Here is a 17,503-nt window from a genome sequence, read left to right on the forward strand (position 1 = left end):
CCCTTTCGCTCAGGTTGGATTTCTTCGCTCCGGCTTCTTGTCGTTCAATGCGCTTCCTGTTTACTTACCTCTCCGCAGTCCGTTTCACTATTCTCCCTTTCGCTCAGGTTGGATTTCTTCGCTCCGGCTTCTTGTCGTTCAATGCGCTTCCTGTTTACTTACCTCTCCGCAGTCCGTTTCACTATTCTCCCTTTCGCTCAGGTTGAGTTACTCTTTCTCATGAAATTTAGATTCTTACAAAAGGCATGCTTAGTTCAAAGTGATAAAATGCGATTCGTGTAATTCTCTTATATATCTGAAGTAATGTAGTGCTATTTATGAAGTTATAAAATTATTAATGCAATAGAGGAAATATTCATGAATATCGATGAGAAGAAGCTCTAACTACTAATACATTGCCTACCTGACTTTAGGGGATAGTACGCAAATGGACTCTGGGACAGATACTGCACTAACTTGAGTGAGAATATTCTATATTGCAATTGCTACTTTACTAGAGGATCGATCAGATCTTCCTGAACACAGGGGATAATACTCAGATGGACTCTGGGACAGATACTGTGCTGGCTTGGGTGAGGATAATTTATATAGCGACTGCTACTTTACTAGAGGCTCGATCTCATCTTCCTGACCACAGGGGATAATACTCAAATGGACTCTGGGGCAGATACTGCGTTGGCTTGAGTGAGGATGTTCTATATAGCAACTGCTACTTTAATAGAGGATCGATCTTAGCTTCCTGACCACAGGGGATAATACTCAGAAGGACTCTGGGATAGATACGGTGCTGGCTTGGGTGAGGATATTTTATATAGAAACTGCTACTATACTAGAGGTTCGATCTTAGCTTCCTGACCACAGGGGATATTACTCAGATGGACTCTGGGACAGATACTGTGCTGGTTTGGGTGAGGATATTTTATATAGCAACTGCTACTTTAATAGAGGATCGATCTTAGCTTCCTGACCACAGGGGATATTACTCAGATGGACTCTGGGACAGATACTGCGCTGGCTTGGGTGAGGATATTTTATATAGCAACTGCTACTTTAATAGAGGATCGATCTTATCTTCCTGTCCACAGGGGATAATACTCAGATGGACTCTGGGACAGATACTGTGCTGGCTTGGGTGAGGATATTTTATATAGTAACTGCTACTTTACTAGAGGATCGATCTTATCTTCCTGACCATAGGGGATAGTACTCAGATGGACTCTGGGACAGATACTGCGCTGGCTTGAGTGAGGATATTTTATATAGCAATTGCTACTTTACTAGAGGATCGATCATTTCTACCTGAACTTAGGGGATAATACGCGGATGGGCTTGGAAACAGGTGTTGAGGATGACAGTAAGATGATAGAGAGATGGTAGACGCAGAAAGGGCGTTCCGCGGTCAGTATGACCTATAGGAACGCCCCAACCCTATTTACGCTGATAATTGTTCGGCTTTGGCCTTAGCCTTAGCGTTGGCAGCAGATTTGTCTGGGATGATCAGATTCAGAAGCAGTGCAGATAATGCGCCGATCGTGATACCCGAGGACAGCAGGTAGGATACGAAAGTTGGCACGCTCTTCAATGCATCCGCCGGCAATACTGTAACTGCCATGGTAAGCAAAATAGGAACGCCGATAATCATCATGGCGCGTTCGTTCAGCTGTACGAGCTGTATGACCTTCATGCCGTTAATAAAGATGGCCACGCACACGACACCGAAGATACCGTTAATGACCGGCTCTGGAATACAAGTTATTGCTGTAGAGAGCTTAGGAAACAGACCAAGCATTACTAACAGAACTCCGCCCGCCATAATCGCCATGCGGCTGCCTACACCCGTAATTGCAACCAAGCCCGCGTTAGAGGAGTAGCCCGTCATTGGGGTACCACCAAACAATGCCCCCACGAAGCATCCCAGTCCTTCACCCATAGCCGCGCGATTCAGACGATCATCCGATAATTCCTCGCCTGTTACTGATGAAACTACGAACCAAGTACCGGTTGTTTCAATCAAGATAATAAAGTATATAAACACCATCGTCAGGATGGCACCCCAGTCGAACACGGGCGCTCCAAACGGGAAAAATGATGGCAGTGAAAAGATAGGCGCAGCTGCCACTGGCGAAAAATCTACTGTGCCGAAGTAAGAAGCTACAGCTGTACCAACGACAATCGCTACTAATACGGAGATGAGGCGCGACATCGTGCCAAGACGACCACCTTTGCTGCCGAGCAGCATACAGAGGATAAGCACTCCAGCAGAAACAGCCGCTATCATCACATTCGTCCAGAGATCTCCTTCAGAACGGTATATGTTGCCCATACCGACTGGCATAAGTGAAATGCCCACGATCATAATAACTGTTCCGCCAACTAACGGCGGGATGAATCGACGAACTGCCTTTGCGAATATTTTCAGAGGAACGCCAAGTAATGCAATCAATAAAGCTCCTGGAAGAAGCGCACCTGTCATCGCGCCGAGACCAAGCTTGCCACCAATCGCACCAATCGCGCCTATTGGAACATATGATGGTCCTTGTACAACAGGCAAACGCAAGCCAAAGCCTGTCTGAATCAGTGTTGCCAGTCCGGTACCTAGGAAGCACATTTGAATAAAGAAGGATGTGTCCTCTATACTCAGAGACAATATACCCGCAATAATAATAGGTGCAATATACAAGTCCATTGCCAATACATGCTGCAATCCAAGCAGAAACGCCTTACCTACGCTAATCTTCTCATTAACACCGACTACAAGACCATTGGACTTAGGTGAATGTTCCATTGGTGTAAAGTTCCTCCCCTGTTCATCTCTCACTGTGATGCATCTCACACTCGATTATAGTGAGCAGCACCTGATTTGTACACCCTATTTTACGAATAATTCAAAATTATTTCATTTTAATGTTCGTATTTAGCCTTGACTATCGCGGTATTGTTTCCTAAAATTAGCCTTGTCGATGCGAAATGTACGAAAAATGAATTCTCATCATTTCTAAAAATTTACATTGTTATATGAAAAAGGAGACTGCACAGCTCATGGTTATTAACGACTCTGTATTGCGTCAAGAATGGATTGTTGCTTGTCTAGCTTCAGAACTGACTGATCAACCAAAGCAAGTTTATATAATGGGTAAACGTGTGGTTTTGTTCCGCACGGAGGAAGGCGTGCATGCTTTTTATAGATTTGTGCGTGCACCGTGGAGCAGCTCTATCACTTGGATGTGTAAAGAATGGGCAACTTGTATGCCCTTATCATGCATGGGAGTACGAGCCTTCAGGAGCATGCACGAAGATTCCGCAGCTGCCTGCGAATCAAGCTATCCCTACGAAAGCACAGGCAACTGTCTATGGCTGCAAGGAACAGTATGGCCTCATTTGGGTTAATCTCGAAGGTGGTGAACATACACCAATGTTTCCACTGCCGGAATATGAGGATGACAGCTTCCATAAGGTCATGTGGGGACCTCAGGTCGTAGCTGCGAAACCGCCGCGCATTATCGAGAATTTCCTCGATGTCGGTCATCTTGCTGTCGTGCACGAAGGTTACTTAGGGGTGTCTGATCATACCGAGATCGGCGATTACCGCGTCATTCGTGATGACAATGGCATCCATTCTGAAGAAATAGAAGTATTTCAGCCTGATCCAGACGGCTCTGGACAAGCAAAAAATGTGTACTACACCTATGCAATTGATCGACCACTGACTGTTCATTTTACGAAGCGTGATAAAGAGACGGGCAACTTGATGTCCATTCTGCTGACTGTACAGCCGCGCGATGCGGAAACTTCAGTAGCCTACGGCATTATGTCATTCAATTATGAAACAGGAAACAGTGATCAGGACACAGTGAAGTTTCAGGATATGATCTTTGCGCAGGACAAGCCGGTAGTTGAGAATCAGAAGCCTGAGGACTTGCCGCTTGATCTCCAAGCGGAGCTCTCCTTAAAGTGCGATCGAGTAAGCATCGCTTACCGTCAGTACCTGAAGGAACTCGGTGTTCAATGGGGTACGGCATAGACTTTACAGGACAAATAGGATACCTCTTTACCGTTATTGGTTAAGGGGTATCCTTTGTCGTTTATATATCAAAATTAATATTGTCAATATGACGCAACTTGTTTAAACTTAACCTCGTATTCTGTACGGGGAGGAATTCATCATGTCATTCATATCAATCATATTCCTTTGTATTTCTATTATCCTAGTTGGTGTAATTCCTTATGTGTTATGGAGAGGGCTAGAGCGAGGCAAGAAGTGGATCGATATCTTCACATCAACAATTATATTACTACTGCTCTTCTTCATCTCCGTCGGCGAGGTTATGCGTTCATTTCTGAACGATGCAGGTATGGATCTTTATATAAAGTTCGTACTTATTTTGTTTATATTTATCGGCGTTATACCGTTGATTGTTATTACTATACGGAATATGAAGCACAGCGGGCAGAAGTGGCAGGATCCCGCCACCTATAAGTATGTATGGCTGTACAAGATTCGCCACACCTTGCTAGTATTGCTTGTGTTAGTCCTGCTTCTCGGGATATACCAATTATTCTATTTAATCAAATATTTATATTAATCTTTTACATAATTAAATGAGTTACATATATTAATCATTTACATATTAGAAAATCAAAGTCCCTGCATTCTCTAGAAGAAGCAGGGACTTCTTTATTATGACGCTACTGTGCGTTCAGTTAGCTTACGATACTGTGCAAACATGGCAATCCGCCAAGGCAGCAACATCCCGAATGCTAGGATGAAGAATATGCCGGCGCTTTGAGACACGCTAACATATTGTTCAACTACATCATGCATGAGGAGACGAATGATCAGCAATCCGATAATAACGATGATAAACATATTAGAACGCTTTAAATAAATTTCTTCACCGATCCGCTCAAATTTCGATGTCCGAATCAAAGGATAAGAAAATAAGAGAGCACCAAAGAGAAAAGCACCAATTGCATAGCTCCATGGTATACGCATGGCCGGTACAATAAACATGGAAAAACCGGTCGCCATGCCGATTGGAGGCATAATAATCTTCTTTGCAGATGTAGGCTTATTGGTCGCTTTCAATCTAAGTATAATTACTGTCACTCCCATAAACAGCGACATAAGAATGGACATAAGTTGTGCTGTGCTTATCGAAAATGTCATGAGGTTACACCACCAGTTAATATGTTAATGACCCACGGGTCATTTTCTTGATGTAACCTATCTTACACCTAAATGAGCAAAATGACAAATGGTTTTCATTCACATTTACATCTATTCGACAATATCGCTACCTGTAAGCCGCGATCGAGGCGGAGGAGGAGCAGCCCTATGAGCTGCCAGCTCATTGCAATCCCTATGACTCAGGCAGTGCATGGCACGCTCTGAGTCAGGGATAGCATATGGTTGGAGATTATGAACCTGAGCTTAGTGGTGCTTAATACGTCAGTTCGACGTTCCAGGTGGACGCACGCGGCGAGTTGCCACCGCCTCCGTCGGATCTTCCGGCCAGTAGTGCTTCGGATACCGGCCTTTGAGGTCTTTTTTGACTTCAAAGTAAGTATGACGCCAGAAGTTGTCCAGGTCCTGCGTCACCTGCACCGGTCGGTGCGCAGGTGAAAGCAGTTGTATCGTCAGCGGGACGCGCCCGCCCGCTATGCGCGGCGTGTCCCGCATCCCGAACAGCTCCTGCAGGCGCACCGCCAGCATGGGCTGTTCGGGGTTGGTGTAGTCGATGCCGATGCGCGATCCGCTCGGCACGACTAGATGCGATGGCGCATCGCCATCGAGCTGCTGCCGCTGTGCCCATGGCAGCAGCCCCTCGAGGAGCGAGGCCACCTGCAGCTTCTGCAGGTCGGCCTTGCTCCGCAAGCCGTACAGATGCGGCGCGAGCCACTCATCCGCTGTCGCGGTGAGCGCCGCATCTGAGACGTCCGGCCATTCCTCTGGCCGGTGGACGTGCATGAACTGCAGCCGCGCTTGCATTTGGCGCGCGGCTTTGGTCCATGCCAGCATCCCGATGCCGTCGGGATGTGCGGCGATGCCTGCGAGCAGTGCTGTAAGCACGGCATCAGGATCTGGGCTGGCGCATGTCCGCTCCTGCAGTACGAGCGCGCCCAGCCGTATTTGTTCGCGGGCGCGAACCGCTTCCGCGCCGCGATCCCACGCGACTGCTTCAACTTGTTGAATCTGTCCCGCTAATGCGCTGCGAAGCACAGACAGCGAGATGGGCGTAGCCAATCGTATCCGGCTGTCCGTTCCCTGATCATCCAGCTCTGTCGCCACAATATAGGGCGAGTATGCGATCTGATGACGCGCTGCGTGCGGCGCAAACGCGGCTCCGCGTCCATTGCTAAGCAAATACCTGCCGTCTGCTCGACGTTCTCCTATACGATCGGGATAAGCCATAGCTAGCAGCAGCCCTGCTCGCTCTTCATCTGGTGTGAGCGAGGATGGTGCAGCCGTCTGGGTGTGATCGAGGGATGAGGCTTCTTGTATGACTCGTGTTAAGCGGCGCGTTTCCTCTTGAACACGATGGAACGTGCCGCGATCTATATGTGGCATGTCTAGGACATTCGAATGCTGACGGACAGCTTCAAGTCGTTCGCGAATATCTGGGCTCGGCTCAGAGTGGCCGTCCACACCGCTACGGAACAGATCCCGCTCCTGCAGCAATGCCGCCAGGCTGCAAGCGTCCTCGCGCATGCCGAACCCAGCTGCCGCGAGCAGCATGTGCGCAAGTCGCGGGTGCAGCCCAAGCCGCGCCATGCGGCAGCCATGATCTGTTAAGCTGCCTGCGCCGTCGAGCGCATCAAGCTTCTGCAGCAGAGCGCGAGCCTGCTCCAGCGCTGCTGCTGGCGGCGGCGTCAGCCAGCTAAGCTGGGAGGCATCCTGCGCGCCCCATGCGGCAAGCTCCAGCGCGAGCGGCGCAAGATCGGCGTCTGCGATCTCTGGCGTGCGATGCTCCGCCAGGCTCCCGTGCTCCGTCTCTGACCAGAGACGGAAGCAGACGCCGGGGCCGAGCCGCCCCGCACGGCCGTGCCGCTGATCTGCGGCGTCGCGAGTGACGCGCTCCGTCACCAGCCGCGTCATTCCCGTCCGCGGCGAGAAGCGCGACACGCGCATAAGCCCGCTGTCGATAATGACGCGCACGCCCTGCACCGTTAAGCTCGTCTCCGCGATGGAGGTCGTGAGCACGACCTTGCGCTCGCCTTCGCGGCCTGGCGCGATCGCCGCGTCCTGTGCTTCCTGAGCGAGCTGGCCGTATAACGGCAGCACGCGCACTTCAAGCCCGCTCGCATCCCGCTTCACTTCGTGTCGTCGCAGCTCACCCTCCACGCGGCGGATCTCACCTGCTCCCGGCAGGAACACCATGAGATCGCCTTCCTCCGATTGGAGCGCAGCGATCACCTGCTTCGCAACCGCCGCTTCCAGCGGTTCGCTGGCCAGCTTCGGCGTGTAATAGGTCTCCACGGGATACGTTCGTCCCGTACTCGTGATCACCGGCACGCCTCCCATAAGCTCGGCCACAGGCTCCGCGTCCAGCGTCGCAGACATGACGAGCAAGCGCAGATCTTCGCGCAGCACTGCTTGCGCTTCCAGCGCTAATGCCAAACCTAGATCCGCATGCAGATTCCGTTCGTGGAACTCATCGAATATAACAAGTCCGATCCCTTCCAAGGACGGATCATCCTGCAGCATGCGGGTCAACACCCCTTCCGTGACGACTTCGATCCGCGTCTCACGGCTCACTTTCGTGTCCTGGCGGACGCGGTACCCGATCGTCCCGCCTACGCGCTCGCCAAGCGCTGCCGCCATCACCTGCGCGGCCGCACGAGCCGCCAGCCTCCGCGGCTCCAGCATCACGATGCGCTGGCCCGCCAGCCATGGCGCATCGAGCAGCGTCAGCGGCACGCGCGTCGTCTTGCCCGCTCCCGGCTCCGCGACCAGCACCGCTCCGCCCTTCGCCGCCAAAGCGTCTGCCACGGACGGGCATACCTCGTCCACTGGCAGCGGCGCTTTCGCCTGCAGGGCTGAAGACAGCCCCCCAGGCGCCCGCCCTTCGTTGCTCTCATTGCCAATCGTATCTCTCACGCTCAAACCTCCGCTATCCGTTCAGGGTTTGTCCCCGACATGATGAAAGTAGCTGCATTATACCCGCTCTGTCCGGTTCGTGCAACTTCTGCCGCATGCGCTGATAGCATCCCCTCTGCCTGAGTGACGGGAAGAATACCCCAATGCGCTTCACGCTGCAATATACTGCCGCCCCCATTTCCGTACCATCACAAATGAAAACCGCCCCCGCCTCGGTCGTACCTGACAGAGGAAGGAGCGGCAGCATGAGTATATAATTACTTGCAGCGTTCCAGGAACTCGACCATGCGGCGATATGCAATCTTCTCGTTCGCTTTCTTCGTAATGCCGTGGCCTTCATCGTCGAAGACGAGATATTCAATATCGCGGCCCTTCGCGCGCAGAGCCTCGACGATCTGGTCGGACTCTTCCTTCACAACGCGAGGGTCGTTCGCACCTTGAATGATCAGCATCGGATTGACCATGTCATCCAGATAGGTGATCGGAGAATCTTTGATGAAGCGTTCACGGTCCGTCTCTGGATTGCCGATCCAGAGCTCCATCATCGGCTTCCAATGCTCAGGAACCGAATTGTAGAACGTGATTAGATTGCTCACACCGACGATGTCGATCGCAGCGCGGAAATATTCCGGATTGCGGCCAGCAAGCAGCAGGGTCATGTATCCGCCGTAGCTGCCGCCCATAACGAACAGCTTCTCCCGGCTTGATATGCCTTGCTCGAACAACCAATCCATGCCCGCTAAGCAGTCTTTACGCGGACCTTCTCCCCAGTCCTGCTCGACCAGTTTCACGAACGAGCTGCCATAGCCCGAACTGCCGCGGAAGTTCGGGCAGAAGATGTTATATCCCTGTGCGATAATGTACTGGAACATCGCCCGGAACTGCTTGCGCTCCGCAGCTTGCGGTCCGCCATGCGGCCAGAATACCGTGTAGCCGTTGGCCGTCGCTTCCTTCGCGCGGTACAGCATCGCCTCGATCTCCATACCGTCAAACGACTTGTATGTCAGCACCTCCGGCGCAACCATATCATCCTCCGTTAAGCCGACCATGACGTTCTTGGTCACCATATTCCATTCGTCATTTGCATAACGGTAGATGTTATACGGCTTCACGGCGCCCCGCATCAACAGGTACAGGTTGCCCGCACGTGTCACTTGGATCTGCTCCACGATATCAGATGGCAGCGGAATCGACTTAAGCTCGCCGCTATCCAACGAATAGGCATACAGCTTATCGGCCACGCCCGGATCCGTTACGATGTACAAGGTGCGTGATTCCTTGTGCCAGCGCAGTGCACTAACGCTTTCTCGATCGATATGACATAACGGCTTAAAGCTGCGGTTCGCGATATCGTACTGTGCTACATAAGCGAATTCAGAATCATAGTCTGTTGCAAACAGCAATAGATTGTCTTCAGCAAATACAACCTCACTCGCCAAATGCACCGTTTCAGGCGACGGCGTTATGCACTGATCCTCTTCCCCTTCACGGCGAACATAGCTGACTCCGTAGGTGTTAGCGTATATCTTCGAATAGACGATCGTCTTCTCGTCCGAGCTCACGGCAGTAAGCTCCGTCAATGCATCTTTGCCTTCCAGCACCAGCTTATCTTCCTTCGTCTCCAGGTCATAGACCCGCGAGTTCAAGAAATTTGGATTATCCTTAGAAGTAACGTAATAAATACGCTTATGATCATCAGACATATGTACATAATGGTGTTTGTCTTCCGGTGATGCTTCTATCAATGGCAGCGGTTGACCGCCGTTCCAAGGCAGCGCATGGAACTGGTAATTTTCATTGCCGTCGCGATCAAAAGCTGTCAATATATAACGACCTTCAGGATCCAGCTTGATCGTATTACACAATTGATCATTGTAAGTCAGCGGGAACGGGTAGGCTGTGTCTCCGTTCAGATCCATGGCCCATAGGTTAAACTTGCCGTTCATGGTGCTGCTGAATACGATCCTCGATTCATCTGCATTTACACCAAACTGACGAATAAGATAAGTCTGAAAAAATTGCTCTACATCCGACTTCGGAAATGCGATCATTTACTGCTGCCTCCCCTATTCATTTCTATTATCCATAGGTTAATAAACGCTAGTAGATTTCCATGGATTCCCTCCATTATATTCCTAATATAGGAAGAAATAAATCAACCCGAAGGCCGATCTTATGTCAGCCCTTAAGTGGACGCAGAATCTCTATTCCGTCATTGCGCCATCAATAGATGCGTTTGAGTAACTAACACGAAGGAGAATAATGAAGATAACAAGAAGATAACATGTAAAGAAGCGATGAATCTGCAATAGCTGCTGTTCTATTCAATAGAGGAGGATGATCATGGGGAATGTATTAGTATTGGGTGGTACGCAGTTCTTTGGTAAACGACTTGTGCAGAAGCTGATCGATGCCGGCGAGCAGGTTACAATCGCGACACGAGGCCAAAAAGCAGATCCGTTTGGCGATAAAGTTAACCGCATCGTGTTGGAGCGCGAAAGCTATAAATCCATGCGGGCAGCAGCCTCTTTAGCAAAATGGGACGTTGTCTACGACAACATCTGTTTCGCGCCGGACGACGCAGTTCACGCCTGTAACGCATTCGCTGACAGAACGGCGCGATATATTATGGTGTCGACCTTATCCGTATATCCATGGGGCGATTCTCTAAGTGAAGATGCCTTCAATCCATATGACTACCCTGTTGCATACGGGAATCGCCACGACTACAGCTACGGTCAAGGCAAGCGTTTGGCAGAAGCGGTATTCTTCCAAGAGGCACCCTTCCCTGTAGCTGCTATGCGGATTCCAATCGTCATGGGAACTGACGATTACACACAGCGTCTTGTTCTGCACATTGACCGAATCGCGCAAGGTCAGCCGATCGGCCTGCCCGCTCTGCAGGCGGCCATGTCGTTGATCACTTCGGGCGAAGCAGCACAATTCTTATTCTGGCTTCGGGATCAAGAGCTTACAGGTCCTGTTAACGCTTGCTCGGTTGGCGCGATTACGATCGCTGATATGCTCGCGGAAATCGAGCGCAATGTCGGTAAGCAAGCGATCATTGAACATGAAGTAACAGAGGCTAACAGCTCTCCGTATGGTATTGCGAACGATTGGATCATGGACCATACGAAGGCTGTAGAAGCAGGCTTCCAATTCTCGAAAATTGCGGATTGGTATCCTGTATTAGTGAAGGTGCTTACGCGGCAGCATAAGTAATCCGCCTATAGTCAGCTTAATATCAGTAACTTATACGACCGCGATTGCGCCGTTTTGTAAATAAACCGACTATAACGTAGCAGAGCACGACGAGCGAGATACCGATACTGTCGACCCCGACATCAATCGCATGGCCTGTCCGCCCCGCGACAAAGCTCTGATGCCATTCATCAGACATCGCATAAACTAACGCAATGGACGCGCCCAGCGTGACTGCCTTGGCTCGATTCCAGCCAAGAACCCGGAAGGAATGGATCACAAGAAAAGCAAGCAATGCGAATTCGGCCACATGCCCCCCCTTGCGGATAAAGAATTCAATAAAGTCGTACGGCAGCTCAGATGTTACAAGCTCCCCATCATAATAAAATTCCACGTTCGGCAAATAATTCACTACCGACTGCGGAAGTGTGGATGCAAGCGATGGACGCAGATCTTGTTCAATATAGGGCTGTGAGGATTTATAGAATATAAATGCCATCCAAACAAGTGCTATAACAATCCATAACAGGAATTTCTTTTTGCGATAAGTCATTAGAGTAGGTCCTCCTGCTTTTTTATCCTAATTCTATCTATAGTACACGGAAAATGAAAGGGATCCAGACACGCTGAACAGCAAATGTCCCCACTTTGTAAGAAAGTGGGGACATTATGGTCGTCTATTTTAGCTGCTTATGCCTGTAACTGATCCTTCCATTGATCCAGCATCTTCTTCAGCACGGGTTTATATTTCATGCGATCCGCGTCACTGGCCAAGTACTCTTCCTCAGGCTTGATCTCTTCCAGCTCGATCAGCTCAAACGTTTCCTCGCCATACTCGTTCCAGTCCTGCTGCAGCTTGCGATCTACGAACCCACCCGAGTTCAGCTGAACATGCAGCCTGTTCCAGATCTTATCCAAGTCCATGCTGCTGTTTACATAGTAAGAACCCGTCACTTTGTTGCGCAATTGGAAGATCCCCATTCTGCGGTGCGTATGCGCATACTCGTGCGCGATTTCCTTCAAGCGTTTGCGATTATCCATCTCGATATTCCTCCTCATTAAGTGAGCCAATACTGACTTCCGTCATCCTTGCGGCTCATCAGTCCATATTCAATCAAATATCGCCGCAGCGTGACATAATCACTCTGAGCGGTCTTCAGAATCTCATTAGCTTCCTTCTCCGTATATACCCGTCCCCGTTCGAAGCGGTTCAGGAGATGACGCAGAATGACGACCTTGCGCTTCTCTTTCTTCGGAAAAGAAGACAGCTTGCCGTCCAATCCATCCTTAAAATATTGCTGCAGAATCGCTCCCTGCTCTTCCTCAGTCACCGCAAACCGTTCATCGACGAGCGGCGCTGCTTGATATACAGGGACCCATTTCGGCTCATGCTTATTGTGATCTTCCAGCATCTCCATCATAGTCAAGAAGAGCTTAGCCTGCTTCATCTTCTCACGAAGTGTAAAGCGGTGATTGCGAATGGTGGAGCCGCTGCCGGCACCCATGCGCTTCACTACCTCGTTGTCACTCAGCCCTTCATAGAACATGCCCATAAGCTCCTTCTGAAGCTCAGTCAGACCTGTCTGCTTCTTGCTCATTCCAAGCAGCACATGGAACATCGATTGATGCTCTTCATGAACATGGAGCTTCATCTTCTTCTCAGCAGTGAGCCCTAACCCCTCTTCCGCGCCAGGATAAATAACCCCTTCTTCATAACACTGTCCGCATGCAAGGCACACATACTGCTCATTATCGTAGACATAGCCGCGCTTCAGCTCTGGGATCGTTGCTTCGACAAACAGCTCTGTAGTATCTATAATCATAAACATAACCCACTCTCGTTTGCAATAATATAGACATATTATCAAATTGTTTAGTAATCATCAATGATGCAAACATTTATATTTGTTCTTTCCACGGCTTGTGCCCGTTCACAGTACAATAAAAAAGCCTGTTTCGCGCAAATGCGCTTATCAGGCTAATAACTAAACAATCGAGGGTTTTGTTTATGATGGTTTGCGTTTTCCCCTTGCCAAGGACGGAAGAATCAAGCCTAGTCCGATCAAGATGAAGGGTGTTGCGACGTTTAGCGTAAGCTGGAAATACCATTCGCTTGTGAACATTTCGACCTTCGGAAACATGCCCATGAGGCAGGCAAATGCGGTGAACACGAAACACCATAAGCCAATGATGAAACCAAACGTGTTGTTCTTGACGAATTGGTAGTTGGAAGTAAACTTATGCGATAGCCGCATCAATGCCATGAAAGCAGCAAATACCCATAAGTATCGCAACGGCATGACGATGGAGTTCAGATCGAGCAGCCAGTTGAACAGCGAGTTCATCTCTCCGATCCCGAGTGCGGGAACGATGATAAGAATCCCGACGAGCACTGCCGTCATAAGATATCCATTGATTGGTGTGCCGTGGTCGTTCATCTTCAAGAGCGACTTCGGTACGTAGGTCTCATCCGAGTCAGACAGCAGCACGCGCAGCGGCGCATCGATGGAGAATGCTAGGGCTGAGATCTGAGCCAGCACATTAGCCAGCGCGTAAATGACCATGATCCAGTTGCCTACTCCATAGTACTCGCCAAGAATCTGGAAGGCGTAATACTGCCCATTCATCTTCAAGTCGGGCGGGATATTGTTCGCATTGAACATCAGCCCCATGGCGTACGATCCGAGCAGAGCGCATACTGCGACCATTACAGCCAGCGTGAGCATGCCGCGCGGAAATTCTTTGGCCGGGTTATAGGTGTTGTTGACGTACGGAGATATCTTCTCCGCTCCGCCCACGGCGAACACGAGCATCGACAGAGTTGTAAAGTATGCAAAGTTAAAGTCAGGTATGAAGGTGTTGAATGTGATATTCGGAGTGGCGACTTCTATACCTCTTAATGACGGCGCGGCAAGAGCCAGCAGAATATATAGCAGCGACATGACAAAGATGGACATCCCTGCGAACGTCCCTATTCGCCTTAATGAGGTAATCCCCCGTGAAGCCATCGCTAAAAAGATAAGAAAGATGATTAAGCACAGCGTTTGAACCATCAGAGTAGACATCTCTTTTACCAAAGAGCCGTTACCCTTCCACGCCCAACCAAATGCAATCAGGATCGCTTGCGGCTTCTGTGCCAGGTAAGGGATATGTACTACCCAATAGGTCCATGCCGCCAAATAAGCGGTGCTTGGTCCCATCGTTTCCTTGATCCAGCTGCTCACTCCACCCTTGCCGTGTATGAAAGTTGAGCCTAACTGACCCACCATCAAGGCATATGGAATGAAGTACAGCGCAATGATGAGAATCCATGACGTGATGACCGTCAGCCCTTGGTTGGCGTAGTTGTTAACGACATTGCCGAATCCCCATACGGAAACGAAGGCCATAAGCGCGACGTTGTACCATCGCAGTTTCTTGATTTGATTGTCATTCATAAATGCTTGATCTCCCCTTCAGTCACAGCATGCGCCCAAAAAATGTTTACTTTAACTTTTCCAGTTCTGCGCAACTTCATGCGTCGGGAAGTGATCAAACATATTCTATACCTCATAAGTAAAGGCTCACTCCCCCTGCAAAGGTGGAGCAAGCCTCTATGGTTTGTAGCCGCTTGTATATCGTTGTCGATTATAGATCAGCTGGAGGGGCAGGATCATCTGCATTTTTCACATAAATCAAATTATCAGTCCACGCGCCAAACTCATAGATGAAGCCCTTGCGAGTACATTCGAACTCCATGCCGATGCTCTTCGCAAGCGCGATCGAAGCCGGATTGTCTATGTTAATATGCGCCTCAATCCGATGAAACTTCAGTTCCATGAGGGCAAGCTCCAACAGCTTGCTCGCCGCTTCCTTCCCATAGCCCTGGCCCCAGTGCTGGTTGTGCAGCGCGTAGCCCATCCTTGCCCACTGGAACTCGCCGCGTATGAGCGTCGCCACATCCACCCCGCCCAGACTAACCCCATCTTTCTTACGGAATATGCCGAACACGTAAGCGACATCGTCTGCAGCCAGCTTCTGAAAATGTTCAACTCTAGCCTGGTACTGCTCCTCCGTATATCCACTCATGTTCTGCCATCCCGAGTCATGCTTATGGACTGCTAGCTTGCGTTTGTGCAGCTGTTCAAGCCAGTTGGAATAGTCCCCTAGCTCATAAGGACGAATGATTAATCGCTCCGTCTCTCCTGCAATGTTAAATGGTGTCATGCTGTATCCTCCTGTATCGATGATCGTTGGTCGTGGTCATTCTCTGCGTTCCTCTCGAACAGGCTTGACATGAGCAGGGATATCACCCGAGTTCACTTGCTCATAGACAACATCAAAGGTTCCAGCATAGCCAAACAGCCTGCCGAATACAGGGTTTGCCACCTGCACATTGATTCTGAATCGTTCGATGCTTTCATCATACCACTCACATACTTCGGCATAGCCGGAGAACAGCATCGGAAACTTAAAGCCTACCCAGCCTTCATAAAAATACTGATTGCCCGATCTTAGCTGAATTCCACCGTTATCTGCGACAGACAGCTCAATATCGACCGCCAAATGCTGATGTGTCCCCATATAATCAATAACTTGCTGCTTAGCCTCACTATAGATCATCGTAGCATCAAAGCGCCGCTTCCGATTCGGGAACTGAAAGGTCCGCACCCAAGTGACGGTTTCGCGTCCGAAGCCATCTACATAGGCATAATTCTCGATCGTAAATGGTATATTCTCGCCCTGCTGAGGAAACATGATGTTCCGCCACGTTCCAAGATAGAGGAAGGGCAGCGTATAGGGCTTGCCATGCCATACCTGCTGCATTACCCCACGTCCTATGGAGGCGCGCTGATCCGCGCTTGTGAACCCGAAGCGCTGCTGAATCTTCGGATGCAGTTTATAGAAATCATCACCAAGTACACGTTCATAGATGGATGAGTTAGAGGTCAGAGTCGTCATAACACCTGCTCCTTTCCACGATGACGGATCGGCTTGCGCAAACAGACGCCCGCAGATGCGAGATCAGGCAAGCTTAGCAAACCAATCGCGGATAAAGCGATCATCCCGATATTCAGCGTGATCGGATTGAATGGCTCTACGTACAGCTGCGGCTGGGATATCGTTCCTACGAATAAGCCTATAAGCAGCAGGATGTTAAGCCCGTACAGCCACCTTCGCCAAGTAGGTCTCGAACATATAAATAACAGACCAAAGACGATCTCTGCTGCGCCGACTATCCCTAACACAATAGGCTCGAAGCCTGGAAACAAGCCCGTCCCCTGCAGAATAGCAAGCTCTCCCGCATCAGGATAGATGAGCTTGGGGAACAGCCCCTGATAGATCCAGATGAAGCTTAGTACGCACCAGCACAGAAGTTCAGTGATGGACTGTCGTAGTGACTGCTTGGGGTGAATACCCTTCTCCAGCCAGAGTCGTAGCGCATCGAAGCTCCAGGCTGTCGCATAACCCATAATCGGGCGGAATAGACACCGATCCAATAGGCGGCCGAGCAGGCCGAATCTCGTATCATAATCATATCTCGTAAAAAATCGGATACCGCCGCATTCGTCACAGGGGACGTATTTCCAGTAACCAGCGCCTTCCTTGATCAAAGAAATCGGGTTGTCCGACCAGAACTTCAAGACGGAGGTCTTCGTACCACCTCTTTCACTCGTGCCGACAGATTCCCCTTCTCCAGCAATCGATAAGCCAAAGCCTATATTGGTCGTATACAAAAAGCGTTGAGGGTCCTCCTCCGCCTGCTTAGGCAGATATTCTATCGTGGTAAAACGCAAGTCCCACTGCTGGTGGATGTCGGGGGTCTGGGTGTAGGTCCACAAAGTGTCCATATCGGTGTGCAGGTTTGTTTCTACGTAGATAGGCTTTGCCATAGCTTTTGCTTTTGCTTTTGCCTGAGCCATCGAGTTAGATCACCACCATTTTTGTAAATTCTGAGCTTTGCTGCTGAATGTTTCGTGTATCCGATCGGGGGCACCACGTCGGGTTTCTTAGAACTAGTTTAAATAGCCGATGCCCAATCGAGATTGAACCGGGGCAAATCCCCCGTTACGGAGTGTGGAGTGGGCATGTGATGCGCGATTACAGGGTAAAACCGTGTTACAAAAGCCATTCGGCTTGCGTAGTGAACCCAGCGCGCGAGTTAACGGGGAATATACCCGTTACGGAGTATGGAGCGTGCTTGCTGATGCGCGATAACTGGGT

The 17,503-nt window shown here is 49.9% G+C and carries 14 protein-coding genes and 1 pseudogene; 3 read left to right on the plus strand and 12 right to left on the minus strand.

Annotated elements, in window-relative coordinates; all coding sequences use genetic code 11:
* Positions 1-1,432: 1,432 nt before the first annotated feature.
* The gene (locus tag ACXX53_RS14345; protein WP_458569344.1) at positions 1,433-2,785 is read right to left on the minus strand and encodes a nucleobase:cation symporter-2 family protein; all 1,353 of its coding nucleotides are present in this window, start codon (positions 2,783-2,785) and stop codon (positions 1,433-1,435) included.
* 254 nt (positions 2,786-3,039) lie between these two features.
* On the opposite strand from ACXX53_RS14345, the pseudogene ACXX53_RS14350 reads away from it, so the two are divergent.
* Positions 3,040-4,021, plus strand: a pseudogene (locus tag ACXX53_RS14350) (Rieske 2Fe-2S domain-containing protein).
* A gap of 142 nt (positions 4,022-4,163) precedes the next feature.
* Positions 4,164-4,583 carry a hypothetical protein gene (locus ACXX53_RS14355; protein WP_458569345.1) on the plus strand — a complete coding sequence of 140 codons (420 nt, stop codon included), beginning with the start codon at positions 4,164-4,166 and terminating at the stop codon, positions 4,581-4,583.
* Positions 4,584-4,678: 95 nt separating this feature from the next.
* Here ACXX53_RS14355 and ACXX53_RS14360 read toward each other — a convergent pair whose 3' ends face one another.
* The 4 genes from ACXX53_RS14360 to ACXX53_RS14375 all read right to left on the minus strand — a co-directional run bounded on the left by ACXX53_RS14360 (position 4,679) and on the right by ACXX53_RS14375 (position 10,149).
* Positions 4,679-5,167: a CcdC family protein gene (locus tag ACXX53_RS14360; protein WP_458569346.1), complete on the minus strand. Its 489-nt coding sequence runs from the start codon at positions 5,165-5,167 to the stop codon at positions 4,679-4,681.
* 282 nt (positions 5,168-5,449) lie between these two features.
* A complete protein-coding gene (hrpB, locus tag ACXX53_RS14365) occupies positions 5,450-8,011 on the minus strand; it encodes an ATP-dependent helicase HrpB (RefSeq protein ID WP_458569611.1) in 2,562 nt (853 codons plus the stop codon).
* Positions 8,012-8,100: 89 nt separating this feature from the next.
* Complete coding sequence (locus tag ACXX53_RS14370) at positions 8,101-8,259, minus strand: hypothetical protein (RefSeq protein WP_458569347.1); 159 nt, start codon at positions 8,257-8,259, stop codon at positions 8,101-8,103.
* A gap of 96 nt (positions 8,260-8,355) precedes the next feature.
* Positions 8,356-10,149 carry a prolyl oligopeptidase family serine peptidase gene (locus ACXX53_RS14375; RefSeq protein WP_458569348.1) on the minus strand — a complete coding sequence of 598 codons (1,794 nt, stop codon included), beginning with the start codon at positions 10,147-10,149 and terminating at the stop codon, positions 8,356-8,358.
* Positions 10,150-10,441: 292 nt separating this feature from the next.
* Between ACXX53_RS14375 and ACXX53_RS14380 the strand changes: the two genes are divergently transcribed.
* A complete protein-coding gene (locus ACXX53_RS14380; protein ID WP_458569349.1) occupies positions 10,442-11,320 on the plus strand; it encodes an NAD-dependent epimerase/dehydratase family protein in 879 nt (292 codons plus the stop codon).
* Between the two features lie 22 nt (positions 11,321-11,342).
* On the opposite strand, the gene ACXX53_RS14385 is transcribed toward ACXX53_RS14380, so the two are convergent.
* From ACXX53_RS14385 to ACXX53_RS14415, 7 genes are all read right to left on the minus strand, one after another.
* Entirely contained in the window at positions 11,343-11,852 is a 510-nt protein-coding gene (locus ACXX53_RS14385) for a VanZ family protein (protein ID WP_458569350.1), read from the minus strand.
* 137 nt (positions 11,853-11,989) lie between these two features.
* A complete protein-coding gene (locus tag ACXX53_RS14390) occupies positions 11,990-12,340 on the minus strand; it encodes a GIY-YIG nuclease family protein (protein ID WP_458569351.1) in 351 nt (116 codons plus the stop codon).
* A 17-nt stretch (positions 12,341-12,357) separates the two neighbouring features.
* Entirely contained in the window at positions 12,358-13,119 is a 762-nt protein-coding gene (locus tag ACXX53_RS14395) for a DUF2087 domain-containing protein (RefSeq protein WP_458569612.1), read from the minus strand.
* Between the two features lie 186 nt (positions 13,120-13,305).
* Positions 13,306-14,736, minus strand: a complete 1,431-nt coding sequence (locus tag ACXX53_RS14400) for an amino acid permease (protein WP_458569352.1) — start codon at positions 14,734-14,736, stop codon at positions 13,306-13,308.
* A gap of 190 nt (positions 14,737-14,926) precedes the next feature.
* Positions 14,927-15,505: a GNAT family N-acetyltransferase gene (locus ACXX53_RS14405; protein WP_458569353.1), complete on the minus strand. Its 579-nt coding sequence runs from the start codon at positions 15,503-15,505 to the stop codon at positions 14,927-14,929.
* Between the two features lie 36 nt (positions 15,506-15,541).
* A complete protein-coding gene (locus ACXX53_RS14410) occupies positions 15,542-16,240 on the minus strand; it encodes a DUF4166 domain-containing protein (RefSeq protein ID WP_458569354.1) in 699 nt (232 codons plus the stop codon).
* Complete coding sequence (locus tag ACXX53_RS14415) at positions 16,237-17,172, minus strand: DoxX-like family protein (RefSeq protein WP_458569355.1); 936 nt, start codon at positions 17,170-17,172, stop codon at positions 16,237-16,239. Before ACXX53_RS14415 ends, ACXX53_RS14410 begins: the two co-directional genes overlap by 4 nt.
* Between the last annotated feature and the right edge of the window lie 331 nt (positions 17,173-17,503).

The organism is Paenibacillus marinisediminis (assembly GCF_054343325.1).

What these genes read in the sequence shown, in the direction of transcription:
- ACXX53_RS14345 (WP_458569344.1), bottom strand. Translation starts at nt 2,785, where the DNA reads ATGGAACATTCACCTAAGTCCAATGGTCTTGTAGTCGGTGTTAATGAG.
- ACXX53_RS14355 (WP_458569345.1), top strand. Translation starts at nt 4,164, where the DNA reads ATGTCATTCATATCAATCATATTCCTTTGTATTTCTATTATCCTAGTT.
- ACXX53_RS14360 (WP_458569346.1), bottom strand. Translation starts at nt 5,167, where the DNA reads ATGACATTTTCGATAAGCACAGCACAACTTATGTCCATTCTTATGTCG.
- ACXX53_RS14375 (WP_458569348.1), bottom strand. Translation starts at nt 10,149, where the DNA reads ATGATCGCATTTCCGAAGTCGGATGTAGAGCAATTTTTTCAGACTTAT.
- ACXX53_RS14380 (WP_458569349.1), top strand. Translation starts at nt 10,442, where the DNA reads ATGGGGAATGTATTAGTATTGGGTGGTACGCAGTTCTTTGGTAAACGA.
- ACXX53_RS14385 (WP_458569350.1), bottom strand. Translation starts at nt 11,852, where the DNA reads ATGACTTATCGCAAAAAGAAATTCCTGTTATGGATTGTTATAGCACTT.
- ACXX53_RS14390 (WP_458569351.1), bottom strand. Translation starts at nt 12,340, where the DNA reads ATGGATAATCGCAAACGCTTGAAGGAAATCGCGCACGAGTATGCGCAT.
- ACXX53_RS14400 (WP_458569352.1), bottom strand. Translation starts at nt 14,736, where the DNA reads ATGAATGACAATCAAATCAAGAAACTGCGATGGTACAACGTCGCGCTT.
- ACXX53_RS14405 (WP_458569353.1), bottom strand. Translation starts at nt 15,505, where the DNA reads ATGACACCATTTAACATTGCAGGAGAGACGGAGCGATTAATCATTCGT.
- ACXX53_RS14410 (WP_458569354.1), bottom strand. Translation starts at nt 16,240, where the DNA reads ATGACGACTCTGACCTCTAACTCATCCATCTATGAACGTGTACTTGGT.
- ACXX53_RS14415 (WP_458569355.1), bottom strand. Translation starts at nt 17,172, where the DNA reads ATGGCAAAGCCTATCTACGTAGAAACAAACCTGCACACCGATATGGAC.